The sequence below is a fragment of the Pseudoteredinibacter isoporae genome (genome assembly GCF_040372805.1).
In the GTDB taxonomy this organism is placed as follows: domain Bacteria; phylum Pseudomonadota; class Gammaproteobacteria; order Pseudomonadales; family Cellvibrionaceae; genus Pseudoteredinibacter; species Pseudoteredinibacter isoporae_A.
Genome location: NZ_BAABWJ010000003.1, coordinates 162,536 through 186,104, shown reverse-complemented (window position 1 = coordinate 186,104; position 23,569 = coordinate 162,536). Strand labels below are relative to the sequence as shown.

The following is a 23,569-nucleotide window of genomic DNA, read 5'->3' as shown; positions in this document are numbered from 1 at the left end:
GCAGCGGGAGCGCGTTGATGGGCATTATTGAACGTCTACAGCAATGTCTGGATTCTCAGTCCCTGATCGTCGGTGAGGCGCTCAGGGCCCACCCTGCCTGCATCTATCTCATTCCCAAGGCCATTATCAGGCCCGGCAGCACCGAGGAACTCGCCGCGGCGATGACGGTTTGTCACGAGTTAGGGCAGACCGTGGTGACACGCGGTGGTGGCAGCGGTTTGGTCGGCGGAACCGTGTGCGAGGGAGAGGATATACTCCTGTCGCTTGAGCGCATGAACCGCATCGAAAGTATTGATGTGCTTGGCCGGACCGCTACGGTTCAAGCGGGGGTTCCTTTGCAAGCTCTGCAAGACGCCGCTGCTGCGAAGGCTTTGTTTTTTCCTCTCGATCTGGGCGCTCGAGGCAGTGCAACACTCGGAGGAAATCTGGCCACCAACGCCGGTGGCAATCGGGTAATCCGTTATGGCATGACTCGCGATATGGTACTTGGCTTGGAAGTTGTGCTGTCGGATGGCCGTATTATCAGTGCGATGAATTCGGTGATCAAAAACAACAGCGGTTACGATCTCAAACATTTATTTGTGGGTTCCGAAGGCACTCTGGGAATTATCACCCGAGCGGTTATGCGCCTGCAGCCAGCGCCATTAAGTGAGAATACCGCCTTGGTTGCCGTCAGTAGCTTTGATCGTCTTGTCCGACTGCTGGGGCAGGCGGATCAACATCTCGGTGGTGCGATGAGTGCCTTTGAGGTGATGTGGCAAAGCTATTACGAAGCGATTTGTCAGGGAGGCAAGCGCCATCGTTATCCGATTCGCGATTCCTATCCTTTCTACGTGCTGATCGAGTCCCTTGGAGCCAATCAAGAGGCGGATAATCAGCGTTTTGCGGCGGCTCTTGAAGCCTTGTTTGAACAGGGTTTGATAGAAGATGCTGTGCTGACGAAATCACGCCGTGAGGCTGAGGCTCTGTGGGCAATACGCGACGATGTCGAAGCGCTAATGAGCCTGTTCCCCTATTTTGTGTTTGATGTCAGTGTGCCCTTAGCCGAAATGGAATCCTACGTGGCGGAAGTGGAAGCCGGGGTGAAAGCCGCTTGGCCGGAGGATCAGTGTTGCATTGTTTTTGGGCATTTAGGGGACGGGAATCTGCATTTTGTTATCCGTGCGGCGGGCGAGTTTGAGCAGGTACGTGAACAGGTCAATGAGATTGTGTATGAGCCCTTGCGTTCACGTAAGGGGGTGATTTCCGCTGAACATGGTATCGGTTTGGAGAAACGACCGTATTTGAATATCAGCCGCAGTCAGGACGAAATTGAGTTGATGAAACTGATTAAACGAAGTTTTGATCCGAAGGGAATTTTAAACCCGGGTAAAATTTTCGAGGCATAATGTTCGACTTGTAAGTTATCTGGCGCGGTTTCGCTGAAAAAGAAGCCCCCTTACGGGGGCAAGACTGACGATCACTTATGCGAACAAATCATCGAAACCTTCACCGCAGGCATTGTCGACATCACCAAGCATAGCCACCAAATCAATATCGATGCTTTCTGCAATGGAACTCGGGAAGTTCGCCATCATGCTTTCTTTGTCTTCTGCGGCATGGATGGCGACTACGTAATGGGCAATATGAAGTATGGCGGCGTATTCAGAGTCGCCCGACTCCGGTTTGTACTGATGGCGCAGAGCCTCACCCATGACGGGTGGAAAGCGCCAGCGTTCGGCTAGTTCGGCGCCGGCCTCGACGCTGGTGAAGCCCAGGCGACTGTGCTCCAGATCTTCACGATTCGCGCCCTGATTCACCAGTTGATGAATTTCGAGGGCCTCATCGGGACATAGAATACTGATCAGAATCGTGCCCACGTTGTGCATCATGCCGCAGGTAAACGCCAGCTCTCTGTCTAATTCGCGTTGGCTGAATTGGCACGCCCAGCGACAGGCGCCCGCCATAGCGAAACTGTCACGCCAGAACTGTTTGATGTCGATGTGTTCGGGTGCTTTAAATGATGAGGCGATGCCTGAGGCGAGAACCAGGGTTCGCAGGCTGTTCAAACCCAGAAAAACCACCGCATCGTTTACGCTGCCAATCTTGCGGGCGCCGCCAAAATGGGATGAGTTTGCCATGCGCAAGACTTTCGCAGTGAGCGATTGATCCTGGCTTAATTGCTCAGCGATGGAGTCCGCATCGGACTCAGAGCTGTTGAAGCTATCCAACAATTTTTGTACGACTTCCGGAATTTTAGGGAGGTCGGTTGCATTATTAATCAGTTGACTTAGTTCCATAGTAAAACCTCTTAACACGGTGGATAAGCGCCGATTGGCCTTTTGGCGTAGGTATCGGTGCCTGGAGCGTTCTTATTTCCTTTTTTCCAATTGGGGGTAGAGCTAGCCCTCTATCCTTTTGGGGGGGCTGAAATTAGAAGGCGATGTCTCTATTATCGGCAGAGCCTGGCAAATGATTAGGCAACGAAAGATGAAATAAGCGCCGCATTTAAGACGCAAGGCGGCTTTTCTGGACCTGTTTGAGAATGAGGTTAATGTGGATTGGGGGCTGGATTTTCCGTTGTGGGTGAGCCTGTGTTTAGCTGTGGTCGCTTTTGTTGCGGGTTTTTTGAGCGCCATCGCCGGTGGTGGTGGCATGATTGTATTGCCTGTGTTGTTGTCGCTGGGAGTGCCGCCACTGAATGCCCTGGCGACCAATAAATTTCAAAGCGTTTTTGGAACGTTATCCTCCACCATCAACTTTTTTCGAAAAGGGCAAATTGAACGGGAGGGGCTGCTCAGCGGCCTTCTCTGTGCGTTTGTGGCCGCCATATTGGGCTCGGTTTTGGTACAGCTCATTCCCAGCCAACGGCTGTCAAACGTGATCCCTTATCTCTTGCTGCTATTGGCAGCGTATATGCTGTTGTCACCTTCGCTCAGTGATGAGGACCGGCCGGCCAAAGTGAACAAACCGCTGTTTAACGGCTTCTTCATTAATGGCATCAGTTTTTACGGTGGGGTGTTTGGGCCGGGCATCGGATCCTTCTTTGCGGTGGCCTTTGCCAGTTTAAGAGGCTATAACCTGCGCAAAGCAACGGCGCACACCAAACCCTTGGTGCTCACTGTCAATATGACCTCTATGATAGTATTTATTTTTGCGGGCCAGATGCTCTGGGGGCTGGCGATTGTCATGGCGGTGGCTCAATTTATAGGTGCTCGTCTGGGATCAAATCTGGTCATAAGCAAAGGAGCTGCGTTGATTAAACCCGTCATGATTGCTATTACGGTGTTGCTGGCTTTCAGAATGATCTTAAGTAACTAGCGATTGTTGGCCATGGCTCGGTGTATAAGCGTCTAATAGAGGCCATACCAGTACGCGGGGGAAATGTGGAATTTTTGCTCTTAGTGCTTCTGACCAGTGTTGTCCTAGCGGTGGTTATTGTGGTGTTGAGTTTGGTTAAAACTCCTCACTATCGACTTGATGCCGTGTCGGTTGAACGTTTCCTGACGCTGGTAGCAACCGGCCAGGCGACGGAGAATGATTGGTCGGTATTCACTTCGGTGCCGATACGACACAACCCGGAACTGGAAGCAATTCGATTGCGCTGTGTTGAGCTGGAAGAATCGTTTTATCTGGGGCAAACCCGCAGTGGACATTTATTGTCAGAGGCGGGCATTCAGATGATTGAAGACATGTTACAGGAACTGCGCGAAAATAAGGCGTAATCCTCCTTACAAGGAAAACCATTAATGCACATACAAAACCCAGCTCCGGGTGAATTTTCCGGTGTTTCGCGTTTTATTCTCGTAGCAGCGGCTTTTGTCGTTGTTGTTGCGGGTATGCGCGCGGCTGAATCGATACTGGTGCCGTTTTTACTGTCCCTTTTTATTGCGGTGGTTTGTTCGCCACTGCTGTTATGGCTGAAAAAGCGTGGCCTACCAAACGGCTTGGCGATTCTTTCCATTATTATTCTGATCATTGCCATTGGTGGTGCGATCAGTGCGGTGGTAGGCAGCTCGGTGGCAGAGTTTCGCCAGGACATCCCGGTGTATCAAGAGCGTCTTACGAGCATGTTCCAAGGCTTGGTTGCTCGTATGAAAGGCTATGGGATTGATCTTGAGACGACAATCCTGACCGATAATATTGATCCGGGGGCGGCGCTGAGAATTGCCGGCAATACACTGGCTTCCTTTGGCAGCATGATGACGGAAGCGTTTTTAATTCTGTTGACCGTTATTTTTATCATGGCAGAAGAAGTTGGGTTTTCTGACAAGCTGAAAGCTGCCAAGAAAAATTTCGGCGTTGGTGCTATTGCTCGTTTTACCGAATCGGTGAATCACTATATGGCGATCAAAATGTGGATCAGCTTGCTGACTGCAGTGCTGGTGTTTGTCTGGTTGCTGATTTTGGGTGTCGACTATCCAGTAATGTGGTCGCTGTTGGCTTTTCTCTTGAATTTCGTACCCAGCCTGGGGTCAATTTTGGCGGCAATTCCTGCGGTTTTGCTGGCGCTGGTTCAGCTTGGCCCAATGAGCGCATTGTTGACCGGAGCCGGTTACCTGGCGGTCAATACGGTTGTTGGGAATGGGATTGAGCCGAGAGTGATGGGGAAAGGTTTGAACCTTTCTGCTCTGGTTGTGTTTTTATCCTTGGTATTTTGGGGGTGGGTGTTGGGCCCTGTGGGTATGTTGCTCTCCGTTCCTTTAACAATGACGGTCAAGATCGCATTGGAAAGCAATGAAGATACGCATTGGATCGGTGTGCTGTTGGGTTCGGGTGAAGCCGTTGATGCACCGGACAGCATTGATTTGCTCGAACCGCTGGAAAGCGACGAGGAAAACCAGTCCTGAAACACACAAGCTCGCGAGAAAACGTTATGCACAGTGCGATAAGTGCGCCGAAAGATTTGTTGCAACATTTTCGGCAAACCTTGCCTCACGCTGAGTTGTTGGCAACGCAACTGCCTGATGTTCCGACTGTCTCATTGTGGCTGGTAAATCCGGCCATTATGGATGCACGCTTAAGTGAAGAGACCATTGCGGCCGTTTTTGAAGAACCTGCCTATTGGTCCTTTTGCTGGGCCAGTGGCCAGGCTATGGCCGCTATGATTCTGGAGCAGACCGATCTGGTGCGCGATAAAGTGATTGTCGATTTTGGAACGGGCTCAGGTATCGTTGCAATCGCTGCGCTTATGGCAGGCGCTAAAACCGTATATGCCAGTGATCTGGATGAAGGTGCCTTATTGTCCGTGCAGGCCAATGCGGCCCTCAATGGTTTTGCCGACGATGATCGTCTGGTGATTTGTCGTGATTGCTTCAGTCTGGCCAATTCTGAGTCGGTGGACATGGTGATGGCAGCCGATGTGCTCTACGATTGGGAAAACAAACCCTTGCTGGAAAAGTTTCGTCAATGCTTCAAGAAAACCCTGATTGCTGATTCGAGGGTGAGGAATTTCAATGAGCCGGGTTATGAAGCGATTGCTGTCAGGCGTTCAGTCACTTTTCCTGATCTAGGTGAGTTCGAAGAATTTAAAACCGTTAACTTCTATCAAAGCCTATAGGTTTTGATAGAAGTTGCTATCTGTCGACTAGTGATCGGGATAGCAGGCGATCAGTGCGTCGACATCACTCTGCTCATTGTAGATGTGAGGTGATACCCGAACGCCACTCGGGCGTTGATCAAATTGAATGCCCGCCTCGCTCAATGCCTTCACGAATTGTTCCTGTTCTTGGAATTTTAATACAACCGTTCCACCGCGCTGCCGTGGTGTGATGCACGCGTTTCCGGCGGCATTGCGCAATTGTTCGGTCAGCATTTGATTGTGCTTCCAACAATTTTCCACCCCGAAGCGTTGGAAGTATTCCACACTGTGTTTTGCTAATGCATAGGGCTGCACCGATGGCGTTCCACCCCAAAAGCGCAGAGCGCTGTCATGATAGCGGAAGTTATGCACGTCAAACTCAAAAGGGTTCTGATGTGAAAACCAGCCGACGTCTTTGGGTTGGCAGAGGCTGAGCTTTTCAGGTTTGACCCACATAAAGCCTGCGCCGGGGCCTCCACACAGCCACTTTACACAGGAGCCTAAAACAAAGTCTGCCTGCCAGTCTTGCAAGTCGATAGGCACTACCCCGATGGATTGGGCAATATCGACCACGGACAAAATATCGTTTTGACGACAGCATGCCAGTAACTCGGTTATTGGAAGGCGCAAGCTGGAATTTGAATAGACGTGAGTGAGCAGTACCAGCCCAACATCGTCGCTCAGTTGTTTTTTCCACTGCTCCAGATCCTGCAAGTCCATGGTGTCCGGCAGAAAACGCAGCTGCCAACCAAACGCCGTGGCTTGCTGGGCCACAAAACTCATGCTGGGAAAATCTTCTTCGCTCAGTAAAATGATATTGCGGGTCGGCGGTGGAGGAACCGCTTGAAGAATTTTGCTAAAACCGCTGGATAAATTACTCTGGGGGCAAAAATCTTCGGCATCGCCGTTGAGCAATTGACCCAGGGCCGTGCGGAATCCATCAATGGACTCCAGCCAATTTGGCCAGGCCTGCTCAGGATTTTCCTGCCAATGTTGAAAGAATGCTTCTTGCCAGTGTTGTTGGCTGCTGCGCAATGCCAAGCCTACCGAGTGGCTCAGCAAATAACGTTGTGTGGGCAGTAGAAAGTCTTCTCGACCCATAGTTACCTCAAGCTGTTTCTAATGGTCTCGACATCGCGGTAGCGACTCGGAATATCATCACGCTCCGCCGCCAGACGCAAGTCTCTCAACTTTGCCAGTGAGCGCAACAACACGGGTAGTGGTGGTCCACTGGCGGTGAGTTTATTCGCATAGACCTCATCCATTCCCTGTGACGGTTTGGTAATGAATTTTTCAACCAGGTTGTTGTGGTGCTGAGCAGCGGTTCGCCCGTGGGCATCGCATACTTTCAAGAACTTTTTGGCTACCATTTGGAACCATTCGCTGCCTTGCTCACGTTCAGGGCATTGCAACAGTTGGTCCATCAGGCTGGGGCGACGCATACAGTCCATCAAACAACGCTGGTCTTCGGGCATCATATAAAGCATTTTATCGACGAGCAATTGCGAGTAATAGGAATCGTCTGCTCGGCACAGTCCCAGCATTAAGTCGATAATATTGATTCCGGCGAAATCGCCTGCATTGGCACCGCGGTATATTTCACGACCCACGCGATAGGGCTTGTAATAGGGGCGAACCAGATAGAAAAACGCGTTAACGTCCAGTTTTTCGAACAGTATATCGTTGAGCCGAATGACATCTTCCAGAGCGTCGTAGGCGGCGTCCAGTAAATCAGGCACAGAAACATTCGACATCCCCAGTGGAACGGTACGGAACAGGGCATCAGCCGCACGTTTATAAGCCAATACGGCGCGAGTGTTGTATTCGTTAAAAATGAATTCGTCTTCCAGGGATGTAAAGCTTTTGGCCACACCATTGATGGCTCGGTTATGAGTGGTGAGATGGGCCGTAGCAAAACGTGGTGTAACACCGAGAGAGGCGCCCAGTTGCAAGGCCAGAGCGGAGGCTTCCTTCAATGGGGAGCTCTCTTCGCGGGAGGGTTCGGTGATTTCATGGCGTCGACAGGCGGCCATGTAGAAGCCCACATTACCTAATAAGTCGAAACCGGCATCGAAGCCTTCGTCGGTATTGCCTTCGGCGAGCAATTCAGCAATCAGTGCTCGGCCTTCATTTTCCAATTGCTGCTTTAGGGCATCACCAAGGCCGACAACATTCGCTTTGTCTTCCTGCTGTTGGTACAGCTTTTCCAGCTCGGTATTGATATCGATAAAGCTGCTGCGAATCCAGCGGTCGAAGTTTTCAACATTGGCCGTCACGGCTTGCTCCTTATAGTTTATTCGTAAAGTATAGCCATTCTAACAATCAATACGGAGCAAATTCGGGCAAAAATAAGGCTTGAGGGCGGGGTTGGCTAGCAGAATCTGCTAGCCGGAAGGGTATTGTGAGTGGGTTAGGTTAGCCTCAGTCGATATATTCGAAGGTGCGAACGACTTTTTCAACACCGCCGATACGGCTGACCACGTTGGCGATTTTATTGGCCTGGGTACGTGAAACGGTCCCCATGAGATAGACAACACCGTTTTCAGTCACGACCTTAACGCGGCCACTGTCGATATCTTTGTGGGCCAGTAGCTGGGTTTTTACCTTTGAACTGATCCAGACATCGTTGGTGCGTGCCGGTATCGAACTGTTACCTTGAATTTTCAGTTCGTTGAAAACCTGACGTACTTTATGGAGTTTGCGCAACGTCGATGTCGCTAATTCGCGAGCGTCCTGATTGGGAACTTCACCGGTGACCAGTACGACACCATTAAAAGCGTTCACGTTGATATGCGAGGCGTCCAGCAAGGGGCTGGCTTTATTGAGGTTGACTTCCGCAATGGTTTCCAGCTGTTCGTCATCGATATAGGTACCGAACGTCCGCTTGCTGGGATCGGGTTGAATAGGTTTGTCGGTCGTGGCGCTGATAATTGAGGTACAAGCGCTCATGCTTAATACGCAGCCGGCCATGAGGGCTGCCTTTAAAAGTCCGGATGCTTTATTCATCTGGGCTGTAAACTCCAAATAGTTGTTGGTCAATTAAATCACAGAGGCAAAACACCGTAAGCAGGTGGACCTCGTGAATTCTCGGCCTGGAATGCAGTTGGGCCTGCAATTCAATATCGTTGACATCAAGAAGCGCAGAAATATCCCCGCCATCGTGCCCGGTAAGGGCAATAACAGACATATCCCGATCGTGGGCGGCCTGTACCGCTTGGATCAGGTTGCCAGGTTTCCCGCTGCTGGAAATTAATACCAGAATATCGCCGGGTTGGCCCAGGGCACGCACCTGTTTGGCGTAGACATCGTTGTAACTGGCGACGTCTGCAATAGCCGATAGCGATGTGGCGTCCGTTCCCAGAGCGATAGCAGGCAAACTGGGGCGCTCATTCTCGAATCGATTGATCAGACTGGCTGAAAATATCTGAGTAATGGCGCAGCTGCTGCCATTGCCGCAGAGTAAAATTTTATTGTCGTTAACGAGGGCGTGCACCATCATTTCGCTGGCTTCGGCGATTAATGGGGCCAGTTGTTCACCCACTTGCATTTTGGCTTCAATGCTACGGTGAAACAGATTGATTACGTGTTGATCCATGCTCGGCTCTTATCAAACGGGCTTACGCCCCAAAGGCATTTGGCAGCCATTCTATATCAGAGCGGCCATCGGGTAGAAGGGCAATGGCGACGACATCAAAACGACAGGGTGCATCGGCAATGCCCCGGCTGGCCAGAAAATGTTCAGCGCTGCGCAACAGGCGTTGCTGTTTTTGTGGGCCAATGCTCTCAAGCGCTGAGCTGAATTGTGATGGCCGACGACTGCGAACCTCGACAAACACCCATTCCTCATCGCTGTGCATGATCAAGTCAATTTCACCGTGGGCACAGAGATAGTTACGTTCTTGCAATTGCAGGCCGTGTGCACACAAATGATCCGCCGCTTTTTGTTCCTGCTCGGCACCTTGTTCCAGTGTGTTTTGAGTTCGTCTCACCTTGGGGGTCCTATGTTTGGGAGCCAAATGAAGCCCGTGAATTGAGCGACCACTATAGCGGTCGCAGGCCTCGAGGTGAGAGATACAAAGGGTTGAATTTTAAATTCAATTCAACGCTGGCTGATGTTTTCCAAAGGTTGGGCTTTACCATTGCGCATAATCGCCCAGTCCTGTTGTCTGGCCAGTTGACCGTTGTGGAGCATCTGCAATCGTCCAGTGCGGCCCTGCAGTTGCAATTGCTGGACCTGGGCCAGCTGACTTAAGCGTGGATACAGCGCGAAACTGTCGGCGCCCAGTGCGTACAGCTGTTGATAAGCTGGACTGGGTTTGGCAGCCTTGTCGACAGCCTGCCGTAAGCCCTCGTCTTCCTGCATCAACCAAGGCAAAGCAGTGAAGCGGATGCCGTTCAAATCGCGATTGGCCTTCGAGGCTGTGCTACCTCCATAGATGTGGCTGGTGGCGTAGACGGGAATCTTGCTGGCATAGTGGAAGGCCAGGGTGGGTTTAACCTGTCTAGCCTGGTTGTTATTGGCCAGCATAAAGATCATGTCTACATCTTGGCGGCGGCGTGGTTCGAACTCTAAATTCGTGCCCAGAATTCTTTGCAGGTTGCGGTAGCGGTTTTCACTCAGATCCAGCTGCAAGCTGTTTTTGATGACGCGGGAGTAATCGCCTTTACCGGTAAAGCGTTGTTCGCCAACAATTTCACCCCCCAAACGTTGCCACTCCTCAACGAAGGCTTTGGTGCCCCGGTTCCCCCAAGAGCTTTGTGGGGCCAGTACCAGAGCTCGGCGATGGCCTTCGAGGTAGGCTCGCTGTGCACACTGACGTGCCTCGTCTTCCACGGCTAAACCGAACTGAAAGAGCTGCTGGTGATATTCTTCTTGCTGTTCGCTGGAAGGAGCCTGGATATAGTTCATGGCCAAAACAGGAACGTTTAAGTCACTGATGTCGTTTAAGCGTTTGACTTGGCGCTTATCAAGTGGGCCAATAACCAGGTCGCTGCCGCCCTGAACCGCTTGCTGGTAGAGCTGAACGATATCACCCTGGCTGCTGTCGATAAGTTCGAGTTGAGGCGCCTGTTGGCCGTTCTCTGCGGCCTGGTAGTAGGCTGCCATAAAACCGTCGCGTATCGCTTTACCTGCACGGGCGAATTTTCCACGGCTGGGCAGCATCAGGCTGAGTTTTCTGGGTTGGTCCGCAATCAGTCGGCCCAGTAGGCGAAGGTCTTCGGGGAGATTGGCTGCGGCAGGATGTCCTGGGTTAGCCATTTGCCACTGCTGCACTTTAGCCTGCTGTTGTTCAATACTGTCGCTTTGGTTTTTTGCGATGGCGGCCAGCTCATACCAGCCTTGTTGTAACAACGGCTGGGGATGGTTAGCCAGAGTTTGCAACTTATCCGGACTTTCCATCATCAGAGTTTGCCATAGGGCACGTTCGTTACCGACCAACTGGTCGCCCTCAAGCCATTGCTCGAGTTGAAGGCGTTCTTCCACTCCGGCTTGGGTGTCACCCAACAGCGTAAACAGAGTGGCCTTCAGTTCACCCAGGCGGCGCTGCTGCTCTGCCTGCATCTGAGGTTTGAGTGTGGCCAGTCGCGGACTGGCAAAGGTGTCTTTGGCTAGAAAGTAGGAGCCGTCTTCCATTGACAGTTTCCCGAGCAGCAGACTGTACTCAATAAAGTCTTCATTGTTCAGCAGCATCGGGTCGACATTTTTTAGCAGATTCTGCGCCCAGCTGAGCTCTTCCTGTTGGCTGAGTTGTTGGGCGGCATGCAGCAGGTATTGGCTGGCGTCGCGGGCTTGGCTGGTGCGAGCGAGTTTCAGCAGTTCGGCCACACTTTGCTGTGGCTGTTCGATATGTGCGGCGGCTTGCTGGTAGCTGCTTTGATCCCGACTGGGGTTTGATCCACAAGCGCTGAGTAGGGCGCTAGTGATAAGCACTGTGGCGATACGACAGCGGCCCAGGCGGGGATATTGGCGGGGTGAGTTTTTCAAAAAAGTACTCATTGTGCTCTCTAATTCAGGTCTGGGGCTAATCATAACAAGTTATCTTCAGCCGATGCATGCCAGTTGCCGGTGAAGGGAGTAATATACTGCTCTTTGGCCATGAATGAGAGGTGAATGTTCCGTGCCGGCGATGAAAAATTCTACAACGGGGGGGGCTGGCGCCCTTTACGTGGTGGCTACTCCAATTGGTAATTTAGGTGATATGAGTCAGCGTGCGATTGACGTGCTGAACACGGTTGACCTGATCGCAGCGGAAGATACTCGGCACAGCGCTCGTCTGTGCCAGCACTTTTCGATCAATACGCCGTTAAAGGCTTACCACGACTACAGTGATCAAGCTCATAGCGAGGCAATGATTGCCCAGCTGAAGATGGGTAAGGATATTGCTTTGATCAGTGATGCCGGCACACCATTGATCTCCGATCCGGGTTATCGCGTGGTCAAATTGGCCCGTGACGCAGACATTGACGTTGTACCGATTCCCGGTGCATGTGCTATGGCAGCGGCTTTGAGTGTCGCTGGCCTGCCTTCTGATCGTTTTTGTTTTGAAGGTTTTTTGCCCGCTAAAGCCGGACAGCGATTGAATTATCTGCAGGATTTGATGGAAGAAGAACGCACGATGATTTTTTACGAGGCCCCTCACCGAATTGTCGACAGTTTGACAGCGATTGTCGACGTGTTTGGCGCTGAACGTGAACTGGTGTTAGCACGCGAAATTACCAAAACTTTTGAGACAGTTTTGGCGGGCACCGCTCATGAGGTGCTTCAGCGGGTAGAGGCAGACCCCAATCAGCGCAAAGGTGAAATGGTGGTTTTGATCAAAGGGTTTGAAGCAAGCGAAAAGCAAATTGATGCGAAGGTTGAGCATATGATGCGCTGTTTACTGGCACAGCTACCTGTGAAACAGGCTGCTCAAATCGGTGCGGAGATAAGTGGTTTGCGTAAGAAAGCCTTGTATCAATGGGCTTTGGACAACAAGCCAGGTTAGAGATAGCAGGGCGAGCCCATCGTGTTCGTGTCGCGCAAAAAATAACGTCCCAAAAAAAAGCCAGGACCCGAAAGGGCCCTGGCTTTTTGTTCTGTATAAAACAGTTACTGACGTTCTTGGAAATCTATTCTTAGAAACGCAGTGTGCCTTGAATTGCAACAGAACGAGGACGATCGAAGAAGGCGTAGTAAGCGGCACCATTACCTTGAGTCAAGGTAGTGGACAGTGGTGCTACGTTACCGAAGGTCACCACTTCTTCGTCCGTCAGGTTTTTGCCGATCAGAGCCACTTCCCATTGACCATCAGCCGCACCGAAGGCTACACGCATATTAACTTTGGTGTAGGCCTCTTGAATCAGGTTCTGATCCAGAGTTGGTGAAGCAAAGTAATCATCACTGTAGATCAAGTCCAGAGTGGTGTGCAGTTCGAAATCCTGACCCACAGGCATAATGTGATCTACGCTCAGCGTGCCTTGCAGCTCTGGTGTAAACTCACGACGCTGGCCAGCGAAGTCACACAAACCTGGGTTGCTGGCACTGTTTGGAGTGACGCCAAAAGCACATTGACCGTTCGGGAATTTATCGTACTCGAAGTCCAAGTAGGCGGCAGAACCTGTCAACGTCAGGCCTTCAGCCAATAACCAGCGGCCATCCATTTCCAAACCTTGGCTGGTAGCTTCACCGGCGTTGGTAACATTAAAGCCAAGAGTACCGTCGAACTGCGAAGTTTGCAGGTCTTCGTACTCAGTGCGGAATAGAGCAACGTTCAACTCAGCGGCGCCATCGGCCAGAGTAAACTTACCACCGAGTTCGAAACTGGTGGCTTTCTCTTCTTCGTATTCAAATACACCAGTACGGCCTGGGTTCAGAACTGGGCCAGCCGCTGTAACAACGGTTACGCCGTATGCTGGATCAGGATGCGCGTTCGAGCGGACGTCAAAACCGCCACCTTTAAAGCCAGTGGTGTAAGTGGCATATAACATGGCATCCGGGCTGATATCCCACTGAGCGGTGATCAGTGGTGTGAATGCGCCTTCATCGCGATCTGCGCTGATGGTGTCGTAAGGCTCGATGGCAAATGCAGAGAATAGGGTGTTTAGCAAGACATTGCTGGAACCTACGTCAGCACCGGTTGGATCTACGTGGTATTGACGACGAGATGCTTCTTTATCTTCCGAGGTGTAACGAGCACCCAGATTCAGGCGGAATTCTTCGTTGATGTTCCACGTTGCCTGAGCGAATACAGACCACAGATCAGACTCTTGGGTGAACGTACGTTGGGTAGCGATGTTGGCAAAGCCTGGGTTCAAAGCGCGCAGCAAGCTGTCACCAGGAACCGTAATGGAGTCATTGAATTTCAGATCGGTTGATTGCCAGAAGCCGCCGGCAATCCAGTCAACGGTTTCGCCGCCCGGTGAGGTGAAGCGAATTTCCTGGCTTACCTGATCGAAGTCTTCGCCGGATTGAGCCGTAAAGATACTGGCACCGATAAAGTCACAGTCACAGTTTTCTTTATACTCGTAAGCGTTGTAACCGGTGATTGAGGTCAGGGTGATGTCACCCAACTGATGCTCAATGTTTAGCGTCAGGTTTTCAGCTTCGTTATCGCTGTTATCACCATTGGACTGACGATTAAAATCTTGAGTGGCATCGAGAACGTAAGCACCGTTACCCACTGCGGCGTTTACTTGGGCAACGGCAGCCGAATAAGGTACCGCGCCAACTTCATTAACCAGTTCCAGGAAGCGACCTTTTGTGTCGAACTTGCTTTTCTCAAGTTTCAGGTTGACGGTGGTATCGTCGGAAGCGTCCCAACGCAAAGAGCCGCGCACAACGCCAACATCTTCATCGGACTCATCGCGGTTCAATGTGGTGTTGTTGTAGTAACCATCAATCTGACGATCAAGAATGGCCAGGCGACCGCTCAAGGTATCGGTTAATGGGCCAGACAGCACCAGTTTAATGTCACGCTCACCGTGATCAGGCTCATACAATGCGGTAACAGACCCTTCGAAATCATCGGTCGGTTTGGCGGTGGTCATGGAGACCGCACCGGCAATGGAGTTCTTACCGAACAAAATACTTTGTGGGCCACGCAGAATTTCTACGCGCTCCATGTCAAACATAGGTGCACGAGTCAGCTGTGCACGGCCGTAGTAGATACCATCTACATACTGGCCTACAGACTGCTCGAAACCCTGGTTAATACCAGAGCTGATACCGCGAATACCGATAATAGTACCGATACCCGTTTGGTTGAATGTCAGGTTGGGAACGTAGGCGGTCATGTCTTCAAGGTTGTTAATACCAGCCTCGTTCATTTTTTCACCCGCTACCGCGTTTACGGAAATGGGTACATCCATCAAGCTTTGCTCACGCTTTTGAGCGGTTACAACGACTTCTTCAAGGGCGAGCTGTGCGAGAGAGGGCATGGCTGCAGCGGCTGCTATGGTGCCGATGGCAACACTAAGTGTGCGCTGTCTAATAGATTTCATCAGTCGATCTCCTGTGATGAGCGGGTATTTGCTGTTCAGGCTTATATGAGCTGCCTGTTACAGCTACTATTTATAGTAGTTTTTACAGTGTTGTGCCTAAGCTTTTGTTTTTGTTGTTGTATGTCAGTAATTTCCGACGCTAAAGGCACCGCGAACCATATACTATTTAGGCTGAATAGCCAACCAAGCTGGCCAATTTGTCTATGAATGACAGTGATTTCGAACGTTTCTGTCAATTGCAATATAAGACTGTAAAGTTATGTGGTTAATTGGGCGAAAAATAGTTAGGAAGTGTTAAGTGATCCGGGGCTTGCAAGTGAGGGTTTGAGTCGCTATTGTTCACCCTGTCAAAGGTGGCTGGACAGTCGCTCTTCTTTTATAAGGAGGGAGGAAAGTCCGGGCTCCAAAGGGCTGAGTGCCAGGTAACACCTGGGGGGCGTGAGCCTACGGAAAGTGCAGCAGAAAGGAAACCGCCTAAGCCGCTTTGCGGCCGGTAAGGTTGAAAAGGTGCGGTAAGAGCGCACCGCGCAGCTGGCAACAGTCTGCGGCGATGGTAAACCCCACTCGGAGCAAGACCAAATAGGAATCCTATAGGCGTGGCCCGCGCTGGATTCGGGTAGGTCGCTCGAGGTGTTCGGTGACGAGCATCCCAGATGAATGACTGTTCAAGACAGAACCCGGCTTACAGGCCGCCTTTGGCTCATTCTTTTGGCTGATATTTTTTCGGCTCTCTAATTGTTTCATGTTAGTTCAATACAGAACTTAAAGTGTTACTTTAAGTTTGGCTTTTATGTGCCTGTTTTTTCTTTATTTTTGCTTGCCTTTTCTCTGCTGGAATGGTCTTTTCTTAACAAGTTTCTCGAAGATCGCAGCAATATCCCTGATTTTAAACGCTTTTTGCCTTGACTTTGCCTAGTTCAGATTTATAGTGTAGCTATGTGGAAAAAAGTGGAGATTTGTGTGTATTCCAGATTCCAGGTGGAGTTTGGTGGAGCAAATGTCCTAAAAAAGCAATCGGTGGATATCGGTGTATCAAGGTAGTCATGCCATTAATATGGACGCGAAAGGGCGTCTGGCCATCCCAACGAGTCTTCGTGACGCGTTGCTGGAGGCCTGTGCAGGGCGCTTGGTCATCACCGCCAACACTGAAGAGCGTTGTTTATTGGTTTATCCAGAGCCCCAATGGCAGCAAATTCTTCCGCAAATCGAAAATCTTCCCAGCTTCAACAAAGTAGCAGCCAGAGCCAAGCGCCTGTTGATCGGTTATGCCTCTTCGGTGGAAATGGATCCGGCGAATGGCCGCATCTCGATTCCCGGGCCGCTGCGCAAATACGCCAGCCTGGAAAAAGAACTGATGCTGGTGGGGCAGGGAAAAAAGTTTGAGCTCTGGAGTGAAGAGAGCTGGACAGCTCTATTGGATGAGGCGGTTGACGATGATGTGCCGCCTGAAATGCAGTCCCTGTCATTGTAGGTGGTTTGGGTATGAGTAATTCACCGCACTACAGTGTTTTGCTGGATGAGGCGGTCACCAGTTTGCTGGGTGACGAGCAGGGTTTTTATATAGACGGCACTTTTGGTCGAGGTGGCCACAGTGCGCGTATTTTGGATGCGCTGGGCGATCAAGGGCAGTTGCTGGCGATTGATAAAGATCCCGATGCGATTGCCGTAGCCGGAGAGCGTTTTGCCGGGGAATCGCGATTTGATATCGCGCACGGTTCGTTTGCACAGATGGAAGAATTTGTCGCTGAGCGCGGCATGGCAGGTTTGGTTGACGGCATATTGTTAGATCTGGGGGTGTCGTCGCCACAACTGGATGAAGCGGAACGGGGGTTTAGCTTCATGCAGGATGGTCCGTTGGATATGCGCATGAACAGTGATGCGGGTATGACAGCGGCTGAATGGGTAAATTCTGCTGAGGAGACAGAAATTGCCCGCGTACTCAAAGAGTACGGAGAGGAGCGGTTCGCCAAGCGAATTGCGCGCGCCATTGTAGAGTCCCGACAAGCCAAGACCATTACAAGGACTCTGCAATTGGCGCGGATTGTTGCTGAGGCGAATCCCGCTTGGGAAAAGGGTAAGAACCCGGCAACCCGAGCTTTTCAGGGAATACGCATTCACATTAATAATGAGTTGGGTGATCTGGAGTCTGTGCTCGAACAAAGTCTCCGCATCCTGAAGCCCGGTGGGCGGCTGGTTGTGATCAGCTTTCACTCTTTAGAAGATCGTCTGGTGAAGCGTTTTATTCGCCGCCAGGAAAAAGGTCAGGAATTACCACCGGGTTTGCCGGTGACTGAAGATCAATTAGATAAAACCATGCGAAGCATTGGCAAAGCAGTTAAGGCCGATGCGGATGAGCTGGCAGAAAATGTTCGTTCACGCAGTGCGGTCATGCGTGTGGCACAAAAGCTTTAAAAGCAAAGGTGTTTAGAGGTGGCAAAATTGGGGGAGTTTCAGTGGCGTTGGCTATTGATCATGACGGTGTTGTGGTTGTTGGTCATGCTGTCGGCTATTGCAGTCGTTAATAGCACTCACCAAAGTCGCATCAAATTAAATCAATTGGAACTCGCCAAGCGTATGACTAATGGTTATCAGGTTGCTTGGGGACAGTACTTGCTGGAGCAGAGCACTCTGGCGAGTTATGGCCGTGTTGAATCGGTCGCTAAAAAGCAGTTGGGCATGAAAACGCCTGCAGCAAATGAATTGGTCATTCTTAAATAATCGAATAATGGCAAAGCGGAAGACAGTGGTGAGCAAAAAGGCGACAGCAAAAACGCGCGCGCAGGCACCTAAAGCAGGTAAGGGCCTGGCGAATGCTTTGTTGGAACGTTGGCGCTTTTACTTCACAGTTTTGGTGATCGCTTTGCTGTTGGCGGCCTTGCTCTGGCATCTCGCTTTCTTACAAGTTGTGCCCGGCAATGAGCGGGGCTATGAGTTTTTGCAAGGGCAGGGAAATGCTCGAACGATTCGCCACGAAACCATCAATGCCTATCGTGGCTTGATCACCGATCGTCACGGTGAGCCCTTGGCGGTGAGTTCGCCGGTCCGTTCTATTTGGGCTAATCCTAAGTTGCTAAAAAGCGACAAAACTCAATTGCGCGCTCTGGCGAAATCTCTCGGTTTGAAACAATCCGAGTTGGCGGCAAAAATCGAGCGCTTTAAAAACAAAGAGTTTATGTACCTGAAGAGGCATTTGCCGCCTCATAAAGCGCAGGCTGCGCTTGCTTTGGGCGTAGAAGGTGTTTACTCGACCACTGAATACCAACGCTTTTATCCGGCGGCTGAAGTCGCTTCGCACTTGATCGGTTTTATCGATATTGACGGCAAAGGACAGGAAGGGCTTGAGCTTGCCTATGACCACTGGTTGCGTGGTGAGGCTGGCGAGAAACGTGTCATTAAGGATCTGAAAGGTCGAGTGATTAAAGATGCAGGCTTGATTCGAGCGGCACAGTCAGGGAAAGACATTCGTTTAAGTATTGATCTGCGTTTGCAGTATATGGCACATCGCGAACTGAAGACCGCCTTGAAAGCCTATAAAGCGAAGTCAGGTTCGGTGGTTATTTTGGATGTGGATTCTGCGGAAGTGTTGGCGATGGTGAATCAGCCATCCTACAACCCTAACAATCGCAGCAAAATGAAAGCCTCTCAATTGCGTAACCGTGCGTTGACCGATCAATACGAGCCGGGTTCGACTATGAAGCCGCTGACAATTTTGGCTGCATTGGAAACCGGCAAATTTTCAAGCGATACGATCATTGATACCAATCCGGGCTACGTGCGTGTTCCGGGTAAAACATTTGTTGATCCGGTGAATTACGGTGAAATTGATCTCGGGAAAATTGTTACCAAATCCAGCCAGGTTGGCATTGTAAAAGTTGCCATGGAAATGGAGCCTGAAACCATTCGTGATATGTATCAGCGTTTTGGGTTGGGGGCCGTTACGGGTACGGGCTTTCCAGGAGAGCGAACAGGCTCCTTGCCGAATCGTCGTAAATGGCATGCCACAGAGCATGCTAATTTTTCTTTTGGTTATGGAATGAGCTTAACGGCAGCGCAGTTGGCTCAGGCGTATAATGTCATCGCCAGCGATGGCTTGTTTCGTCCTTTGTCAATTCTGCATCAGCAAGAAGGTGTTGAAAGCAAGCAGGTTGCTGCGAAAGAGCTGGTTCGAAAAGTACGCAAAATGCTAAAGACTGTGCCTGAAAAGGGTGGCACTGGAACTCTCGCGCAAATTGCGGATTATCCCGTGGCTGGAAAAACTGGCACAGTGCATAAGCTGGGTAAAGCGGGTTACGCCGAAAATCGTTATATGTCCCTGTTCGCAGGCATGGCACCGGCGGATGATCCAAAAATTGTCGCGGTGGTGATGATTAATGAGCCGGGTACCCAAGCTTATTCTGGCGGTAAGGTGGCAGCTCCGGTTTTTTCTCAAGTTGCGGAATCGGCGTTGCGTCTTTTGCGTGTGCCGCCGAAAGTATCGAGCGATCAGCAAGTTGTTGCCATTGGAGGTGCCCAATGAGCACATCCAATTACAGCAGCCTTCAGCATTTGTTGTCCGGCCTTAATGTCGAGCTGGGTGAGCTGGCCGGTATGCACGTAGCTGGACTGCAGCAAGACAGCAGGCGAGTGAGGCAAGGCGATTGCTTTATTGCTGTGACCGGTCTGGAGACTGATGGTCGTCGCTACATTAGCAGTGCTTTGGAAAATGGTGCTTCCGTAGTTTTGCAGGAAGCCGGTCATGAGCAGCATGGTGATATTTCTTTTGAGTCTTCAAGGCCGGTAATCTCGATCAGCAATCTGCTGCAAAAGATGAGTCGTATCGCGGCAAACTTTTATTCAGAGCCTAGCACCGCGCTTTCTCTGGTCGCCTTCACAGGTACCAATGGGAAAACAAGTTGCAGCCAGCTTTATGCTCAGTTGCAGGCTCTACTGGGTAAGCGTGCAGCGATGCTGGGTACCATGGGGTATGGTGAAGTCTCTCGCAGCGCCGATGTCACATTGCAAGATACCGGTATGACTACGCCGGATGCTCTGCGAGCTCAAGCCATTCTCGCTGAATTGCGCGAAACCGGTGTGCAGTCTGTTGCCATGGAAGTGTCTTCCCATAGTCTGGTGCAAGGACGAGTCGCGGCAGTCGACTTCGACGTGGCCGTTTTTACTAATATCAGTCGCGATCATTTGGATTATCACGGCAATATGGCGGCGTATGCCAAGGCCAAGGCCAAGCTGTTCGCTTTCAAAGGCTTGACCGCCGCGGTACTCAATCTTGATGACGAGTATGGCGAATTGTTTGCGCATGTGCTGAAAGCCTCGGGCGCAAAAGTCATTAGCTACAGCTGCAAAAACTCTTTGGCCGATCTTTATTGTGCGAAGGTTGATTACCAGGCTCGGGGAATGGTGCTCACCATTAAAAGTCAGTGGGGTACCGTGCAGCTGACTACCGGTCTGCTTGGAAGTTTTAATGTCAGTAATCTATTGGCTGTCATGGGAGCAGCGATTGCTGATGGTGTGAGCTGGACAGAGCTTTCAGCAGCCATAGAGAAACTGCAAACCGTGAAAGGCCGCTTGGAAACATTTGAAGGGGCTGGCCTGACGGTGATCGTGGACTATGCCCACACTCCGGATGCCTTGGAAAAAGCGCTGCAAGGCGTGCGCCAGCATTGCAATGGAAAACTGGTGTGTGTCTTCGGTTGTGGCGGTGATCGTGACCGTGGCAAGCGTCCCCAGATGGGCGCCATAGCTGCGAAACTTTCAGATAAGCTCTTGGTGAGTAGCGACAACCCTCGCAATGAAAACCCCAAGCAAATTATTGACGATATTCTGGTCGGCATTGATGCCGCCCACTGTGAGTTGTTGGTGGAAGTTGATCGTCGGGAGGCAATCGAACGAGCTATCAATGAGGCGGCAGTGGGTGATTGTATTTTAATTGCCGGCAAAGGCCACGAAGACTATCAGATCATCAAAGGGCAAAAACTTTGGTTTGATGATCGTGTTATCGCCGAGAAGTGCTTGCAGGAAAAATTGCTTTCGCAAGGCGGTGCGCAGCAGGAGGGCATGAGCTGATGTTTCCTCTGAGTCTGCAGCAACTGGCGTCAGCCCTGGCATTGCAGGTGTCGTCCAATATTACCGTATCTGGATTAAGTACTGATAGCCGAGCCATTTCGGAGGGTGACATTTTTGTCGCCTTGCGTGGAGAGAATTTCGATGGCCATAGATTCCTGGCAAAAGCCAAGGACAGCGGCGCTGTCGCAGCAGTGGTTGAAGAGTTGCAAGACGGTATCGACCTGCCCCAATTACAAGTACCCGATTGTTATGCGGCACTGGCATCGATTGCCCAGATGTTTCGACAGTCTTTTAAAGGACCATTGGTTGGTATTACCGGCAGCAGCGGGAAAACCACGGTGAAGCAGATGCTGGCGAGTATTTTTTCTTTGCTCGGGCCGACTTTGGCCACTAAAGGTAATTTGAATAACCACATTGGTGTGCCTCTCACCCTGATGAATCTGCACGTTGATACCCAATACGCGGTGATTGAAATGGGTGCGAGTGGTCCTGGAGAAATTGCTTACTTAAGCTCCATTGCCAAGCCGGACGTGGTGATGGTGAACAATGTGATGGCCGCTCACCTTGAAGGCTTTGGCAGCCTCGAGGGTGTGGCCATGGCTAAAGGTGAAATCTATCAAGGTTTGGCCGCAACGGCGAAGGCTGTGATCAATGAAGATTGTGAATACGCCGATCGCTGGGCCAGCGGTTTGGCTGAATCGCAAATCGTGCGTTACAGCTGTGGATCACCACAAGCGGATATTTTTGCCTGTGACATTGAACTGCAAGACGATGCTTGTTATGCCTTTGAATTGCGTACACCGATAGCGAGTGCTCAAGTACGTTTGGCTATGCCCGGTCGCCACAATGTGGCCAATGCTCTCGCCGCCGCCAGTTGCGCTTATGCGTGCTCGGTTCCTTTAGAGATCATTACGGAAGGTTTGGCATCGGCAAAGAATGCCGGTGGCCGAATGCAGCGCCATAAACACGCCAGTGGAGCTGTCATTATTGATGACAGTTACAACGCGAATCCAGGCTCAGTTCAGGCGGCAATTGATATGTTGTCCGACCAAAAAGGAAAAACCATTTTGGTGTTGGGCGATATGGGTGAATTGGGTACCGAAGAAAAAAAACTGCATAAACAAATAGGTCGTTATGCGGAAGATAAAAATATTTCGGCGTTGTATTGCGTGGGTGATTTGTCAAAACAAGCGGCCAAACACTGCAAAGTGGGTGAGCATTTTGCCGATAAGACCGCCTTGCTGGAAAAATTAGAAAAAGAATTGGCTGAGCACTGCACGGTACTGGTGAAAGGGTCTCGCAGTGCCGCTATGGAAACCGTGGTTCAGGCCTTGTTGTCTGATTCTGCGAACGAACAATCGACGGGGGCATCATGTTAGTTTGGTTAGCCGAGTACTTACAGCAATATGTGAGCGGCTTTGCGGTTGTTCAATACCTGACAATGCGCGCGATTCTTGGAGTGATGACGGCTCTGGGATTGTCTTTGTGGTTGGGCCCTTGGATGATTCGCCGCCTTAACAGTTTGCAGATTGGGCAGGCAGTGCGCGATGACGGCCCTGAATCTCACTTGAGTAAATCGGGCACCCCAACTATGGGGGGCACACTCATCCTGGCAAGCATTTTTATTTCAGCGCTGCTGTGGTCGGACTTAAGTAATCGCTATGTGTGGGTTGTTCTCGCGGTAACGGCCATCTTTGGAGCCGTGGGCTGGGTCGATGATTATCGCAAGGTTGTGGAAAACAATTCTCGTGGTTTGCCTGCTCGTTGGAAGTATTTTTGGCAATCCGTGGGTGGCCTGGGCGCTGCCTACTTCTTGTATAGCACCGCAGTGAGTCCGGTTGAGACTCAATTGATCTTCCCTTTCTTTAAAAATGCCGTGTTGGATCTGGGTATTTTTTACATTGTGTTGAGCTATTTCGTTGTGGTGGGTTCGAGTAATGCAGTAAATCTCACCGATGGTCTTGATGGCCTGGCTATCATGCCAACGGTAATGGTGGGCGGCGCGCTGGGTGTGATTGCCTATCTGGCGGGTAACGCCAACTTCGCTGAGTATTTGCATATCCCTTACATTGAAGGTGCAGGTGAGCTGGTGATCTTCTGTGCCGCATTAGGGGGGGCAGGTTTGGGATTTCTGTGGTTCAACACTTACCCAGCTCAAGTCTTTATGGGAGATGTTGGTGCTCTGGCTCTGGGAGCCGCACTGGGCATTATTGCCGTGATTGTTCGTCACGAAATTGTGTTTTTTATTATGGGCGGCGTTTTCGTGATGGAAACGGTATCGGTCATTTTGCAAGTGGGCTCGTACAAGCTTACGGGCCGTAGAATTTTTCGCATGGCGCCTCTGCATCACCACTTTGAATTGAAAGGTTGGCCTGAGCCTCGTGTGATTGTGCGTTTTTGGATCATCACGGTGATGCTGGTGATGTTTGGTTTAGCCACATTGAAACTCCGTTAAGTATCGAACAGGGT

General features: G+C 50.9%; 21 protein-coding genes and 1 other RNA gene. 14 read left to right on the top strand and 8 right to left on the bottom strand.

Annotated features, from left to right (window positions below; translation table 11 throughout):
- The first annotated feature begins 17 nt into the window (after positions 1-17).
- Positions 18-1,388, top strand: a complete 1,371-nt coding sequence (locus ABWW03_RS08925) for an FAD-binding oxidoreductase (RefSeq protein ID WP_353407762.1) — start codon at positions 18-20, stop codon at positions 1,386-1,388.
- Positions 1,389-1,463: 75 nt separating this feature from the next.
- Here ABWW03_RS08925 and ABWW03_RS08920 read toward each other — a convergent pair whose 3' ends face one another.
- Positions 1,464-2,279, bottom strand: a complete 816-nt coding sequence (locus tag ABWW03_RS08920; RefSeq protein ID WP_353407760.1) for an HDOD domain-containing protein — start codon at positions 2,277-2,279, stop codon at positions 1,464-1,466.
- Between the two features lie 256 nt (positions 2,280-2,535).
- On the opposite strand from ABWW03_RS08920, the gene ABWW03_RS08915 reads away from it, so the two are divergent.
- The 4 genes from ABWW03_RS08915 (at position 2,536) to ABWW03_RS08900 (ending at position 5,539) form a co-directional block, all read left to right on the top strand.
- Positions 2,536-3,300 (top strand): TSUP family transporter, encoded by a 765-nt coding sequence (locus ABWW03_RS08915; RefSeq protein ID WP_353407759.1) that lies wholly within the window; start codon positions 2,536-2,538, stop codon positions 3,298-3,300.
- A gap of 65 nt (positions 3,301-3,365) precedes the next feature.
- The gene (locus tag ABWW03_RS08910; RefSeq protein ID WP_353407758.1) at positions 3,366-3,704 is read left to right on the top strand and encodes a hypothetical protein; all 339 of its coding nucleotides are present in this window, start codon (positions 3,366-3,368) and stop codon (positions 3,702-3,704) included.
- A 24-nt stretch (positions 3,705-3,728) separates the two neighbouring features.
- Positions 3,729-4,829 carry an AI-2E family transporter gene (locus ABWW03_RS08905; RefSeq protein WP_353407756.1) on the top strand — a complete coding sequence of 367 codons (1,101 nt, stop codon included), beginning with the start codon at positions 3,729-3,731 and terminating at the stop codon, positions 4,827-4,829.
- Positions 4,830-4,855: 26 nt separating this feature from the next.
- Positions 4,856-5,539 (top strand): class I SAM-dependent methyltransferase, encoded by a 684-nt coding sequence (locus tag ABWW03_RS08900; protein ID WP_353407755.1) that lies wholly within the window; start codon positions 4,856-4,858, stop codon positions 5,537-5,539.
- Between the two features lie 27 nt (positions 5,540-5,566).
- Here the strand turns inward: ABWW03_RS08900 and ABWW03_RS08895 are convergent, their stop codons facing one another.
- The 6 genes from ABWW03_RS08895 to ABWW03_RS08870 form a co-directional block, all read right to left on the bottom strand.
- A complete protein-coding gene (locus ABWW03_RS08895; RefSeq protein WP_353407753.1) occupies positions 5,567-6,661 on the bottom strand; it encodes an aminotransferase class V-fold PLP-dependent enzyme in 1,095 nt (364 codons plus the stop codon).
- Between the two features lie 2 nt (positions 6,662-6,663).
- A complete protein-coding gene (locus ABWW03_RS08890) occupies positions 6,664-7,836 on the bottom strand; it encodes a PrnB family protein (protein WP_353407752.1) in 1,173 nt (390 codons plus the stop codon).
- A gap of 145 nt (positions 7,837-7,981) precedes the next feature.
- Positions 7,982-8,530 carry a BON domain-containing protein gene (locus tag ABWW03_RS08885; RefSeq protein WP_353407751.1) on the bottom strand — a complete coding sequence of 183 codons (549 nt, stop codon included), beginning with the start codon at positions 8,528-8,530 and terminating at the stop codon, positions 7,982-7,984.
- Between the two features lie 28 nt (positions 8,531-8,558).
- Positions 8,559-9,155 carry an SIS domain-containing protein gene (locus tag ABWW03_RS08880; protein WP_353407750.1) on the bottom strand — a complete coding sequence of 199 codons (597 nt, stop codon included), beginning with the start codon at positions 9,153-9,155 and terminating at the stop codon, positions 8,559-8,561.
- Positions 9,156-9,177: 22 nt separating this feature from the next.
- Positions 9,178-9,549, bottom strand: coding sequence for a YraN family protein (locus ABWW03_RS08875; RefSeq protein ID WP_353407749.1), 372 nt, complete (start codon positions 9,547-9,549; stop codon positions 9,178-9,180).
- Positions 9,550-9,659: 110 nt separating this feature from the next.
- Positions 9,660-11,558, bottom strand: a complete 1,899-nt coding sequence (locus ABWW03_RS08870; protein WP_353407747.1) for a penicillin-binding protein activator — start codon at positions 11,556-11,558, stop codon at positions 9,660-9,662.
- A 130-nt stretch (positions 11,559-11,688) separates the two neighbouring features.
- Between ABWW03_RS08870 and rsmI the strand changes: the two genes are divergently transcribed.
- Positions 11,689-12,546: a 16S rRNA (cytidine(1402)-2'-O)-methyltransferase gene (rsmI, locus tag ABWW03_RS08865; protein ID WP_353407746.1), complete on the top strand. Its 858-nt coding sequence runs from the start codon at positions 11,689-11,691 to the stop codon at positions 12,544-12,546.
- A gap of 130 nt (positions 12,547-12,676) precedes the next feature.
- On the opposite strand, the gene ABWW03_RS08860 is transcribed toward rsmI, so the two are convergent.
- Positions 12,677-15,040: a TonB-dependent receptor gene (locus ABWW03_RS08860; RefSeq protein ID WP_353407745.1), complete on the bottom strand. Its 2,364-nt coding sequence runs from the start codon at positions 15,038-15,040 to the stop codon at positions 12,677-12,679.
- Between the two features lie 349 nt (positions 15,041-15,389).
- Between ABWW03_RS08860 and rnpB the strand changes: the two genes are divergently transcribed.
- The 8 genes from rnpB to mraY all read left to right on the top strand — a co-directional run bounded on the left by rnpB (position 15,390) and on the right by mraY (position 23,555).
- Positions 15,390-15,741: RNase P RNA component class A (gene rnpB / locus ABWW03_RS08855), an RNA gene on the top strand.
- Positions 15,742-16,067: 326 nt separating this feature from the next.
- Complete coding sequence (mraZ, locus tag ABWW03_RS08850; protein ID WP_353407744.1) at positions 16,068-16,511, top strand: division/cell wall cluster transcriptional repressor MraZ; 444 nt, start codon at positions 16,068-16,070, stop codon at positions 16,509-16,511.
- An 11-nt stretch (positions 16,512-16,522) separates the two neighbouring features.
- Entirely contained in the window at positions 16,523-17,452 is a 930-nt protein-coding gene (rsmH, locus tag ABWW03_RS08845; protein ID WP_353407743.1) for a 16S rRNA (cytosine(1402)-N(4))-methyltransferase RsmH, read from the top strand.
- 18 nt (positions 17,453-17,470) lie between these two features.
- On the top strand, positions 17,471-17,758 hold the full coding sequence (gene ftsL, locus ABWW03_RS08840; protein WP_353407741.1) for a cell division protein FtsL: 288 nt from the start codon (positions 17,471-17,473) through the stop codon (positions 17,756-17,758).
- A gap of 28 nt (positions 17,759-17,786) precedes the next feature.
- On the top strand, positions 17,787-19,556 hold the full coding sequence (locus tag ABWW03_RS08835) for a peptidoglycan D,D-transpeptidase FtsI family protein (RefSeq protein ID WP_353407740.1): 1,770 nt from the start codon (positions 17,787-17,789) through the stop codon (positions 19,554-19,556).
- Entirely contained in the window at positions 19,553-21,100 is a 1,548-nt protein-coding gene (locus tag ABWW03_RS08830) for a UDP-N-acetylmuramoyl-L-alanyl-D-glutamate--2,6-diaminopimelate ligase (protein ID WP_353407739.1), read from the top strand. The genes ABWW03_RS08835 and ABWW03_RS08830 overlap by 4 nt, the downstream gene beginning before the upstream one ends.
- A complete protein-coding gene (locus ABWW03_RS08825) occupies positions 21,100-22,479 on the top strand; it encodes a UDP-N-acetylmuramoyl-tripeptide--D-alanyl-D-alanine ligase (protein WP_353407737.1) in 1,380 nt (459 codons plus the stop codon). Before ABWW03_RS08830 ends, ABWW03_RS08825 begins: the two co-directional genes overlap by 1 nt.
- Positions 22,473-23,555: a phospho-N-acetylmuramoyl-pentapeptide-transferase gene (mraY, locus tag ABWW03_RS08820; protein ID WP_166845312.1), complete on the top strand. Its 1,083-nt coding sequence runs from the start codon at positions 22,473-22,475 to the stop codon at positions 23,553-23,555. Before ABWW03_RS08825 ends, mraY begins: the two co-directional genes overlap by 7 nt.
- Positions 23,556-23,569 lie beyond the last annotated feature (14 nt).

Bases quoted from the DNA above. Each gene is read 5' to 3' on its own strand.
- ABWW03_RS08925 (WP_353407762.1), top strand. From the start codon at position 18: ATGGGCATTATTGAACGTCTACAGCAATGTCTGGATTCTCAGTCCCTG.
- ABWW03_RS08920 (WP_353407760.1), bottom strand. From the start codon at position 2,279: ATGGAACTAAGTCAACTGATTAATAATGCAACCGACCTCCCTAAAATT.
- ABWW03_RS08905 (WP_353407756.1), top strand. From the start codon at position 3,729: ATGCACATACAAAACCCAGCTCCGGGTGAATTTTCCGGTGTTTCGCGT.
- ABWW03_RS08900 (WP_353407755.1), top strand. From the start codon at position 4,856: ATGCACAGTGCGATAAGTGCGCCGAAAGATTTGTTGCAACATTTTCGG.
- ABWW03_RS08895 (WP_353407753.1), bottom strand. From the start codon at position 6,661: ATGGGTCGAGAAGACTTTCTACTGCCCACACAACGTTATTTGCTGAGC.
- ABWW03_RS08885 (WP_353407751.1), bottom strand. From the start codon at position 8,530: ATGGCCGGCTGCGTATTAAGCATGAGCGCTTGTACCTCAATTATCAGC.
- ABWW03_RS08880 (WP_353407750.1), bottom strand. From the start codon at position 9,155: ATGGATCAACACGTAATCAATCTGTTTCACCGTAGCATTGAAGCCAAA.
- ABWW03_RS08870 (WP_353407747.1), bottom strand. From the start codon at position 11,558: ATGAGTACTTTTTTGAAAAACTCACCCCGCCAATATCCCCGCCTGGGC.
- rsmI (WP_353407746.1), top strand. From the start codon at position 11,689: ATGAAAAATTCTACAACGGGGGGGGCTGGCGCCCTTTACGTGGTGGCT.
- ABWW03_RS08860 (WP_353407745.1), bottom strand. From the start codon at position 15,040: ATGAAATCTATTAGACAGCGCACACTTAGTGTTGCCATCGGCACCATA.
- rsmH (WP_353407743.1), top strand. From the start codon at position 16,523: ATGAGTAATTCACCGCACTACAGTGTTTTGCTGGATGAGGCGGTCACC.
- ABWW03_RS08830 (WP_353407739.1), top strand. From the start codon at position 19,553: ATGAGCACATCCAATTACAGCAGCCTTCAGCATTTGTTGTCCGGCCTT.
- ABWW03_RS08825 (WP_353407737.1), top strand. From the start codon at position 21,100: ATGTTTCCTCTGAGTCTGCAGCAACTGGCGTCAGCCCTGGCATTGCAG.
- mraY (WP_166845312.1), top strand. From the start codon at position 22,473: ATGTTAGTTTGGTTAGCCGAGTACTTACAGCAATATGTGAGCGGCTTT.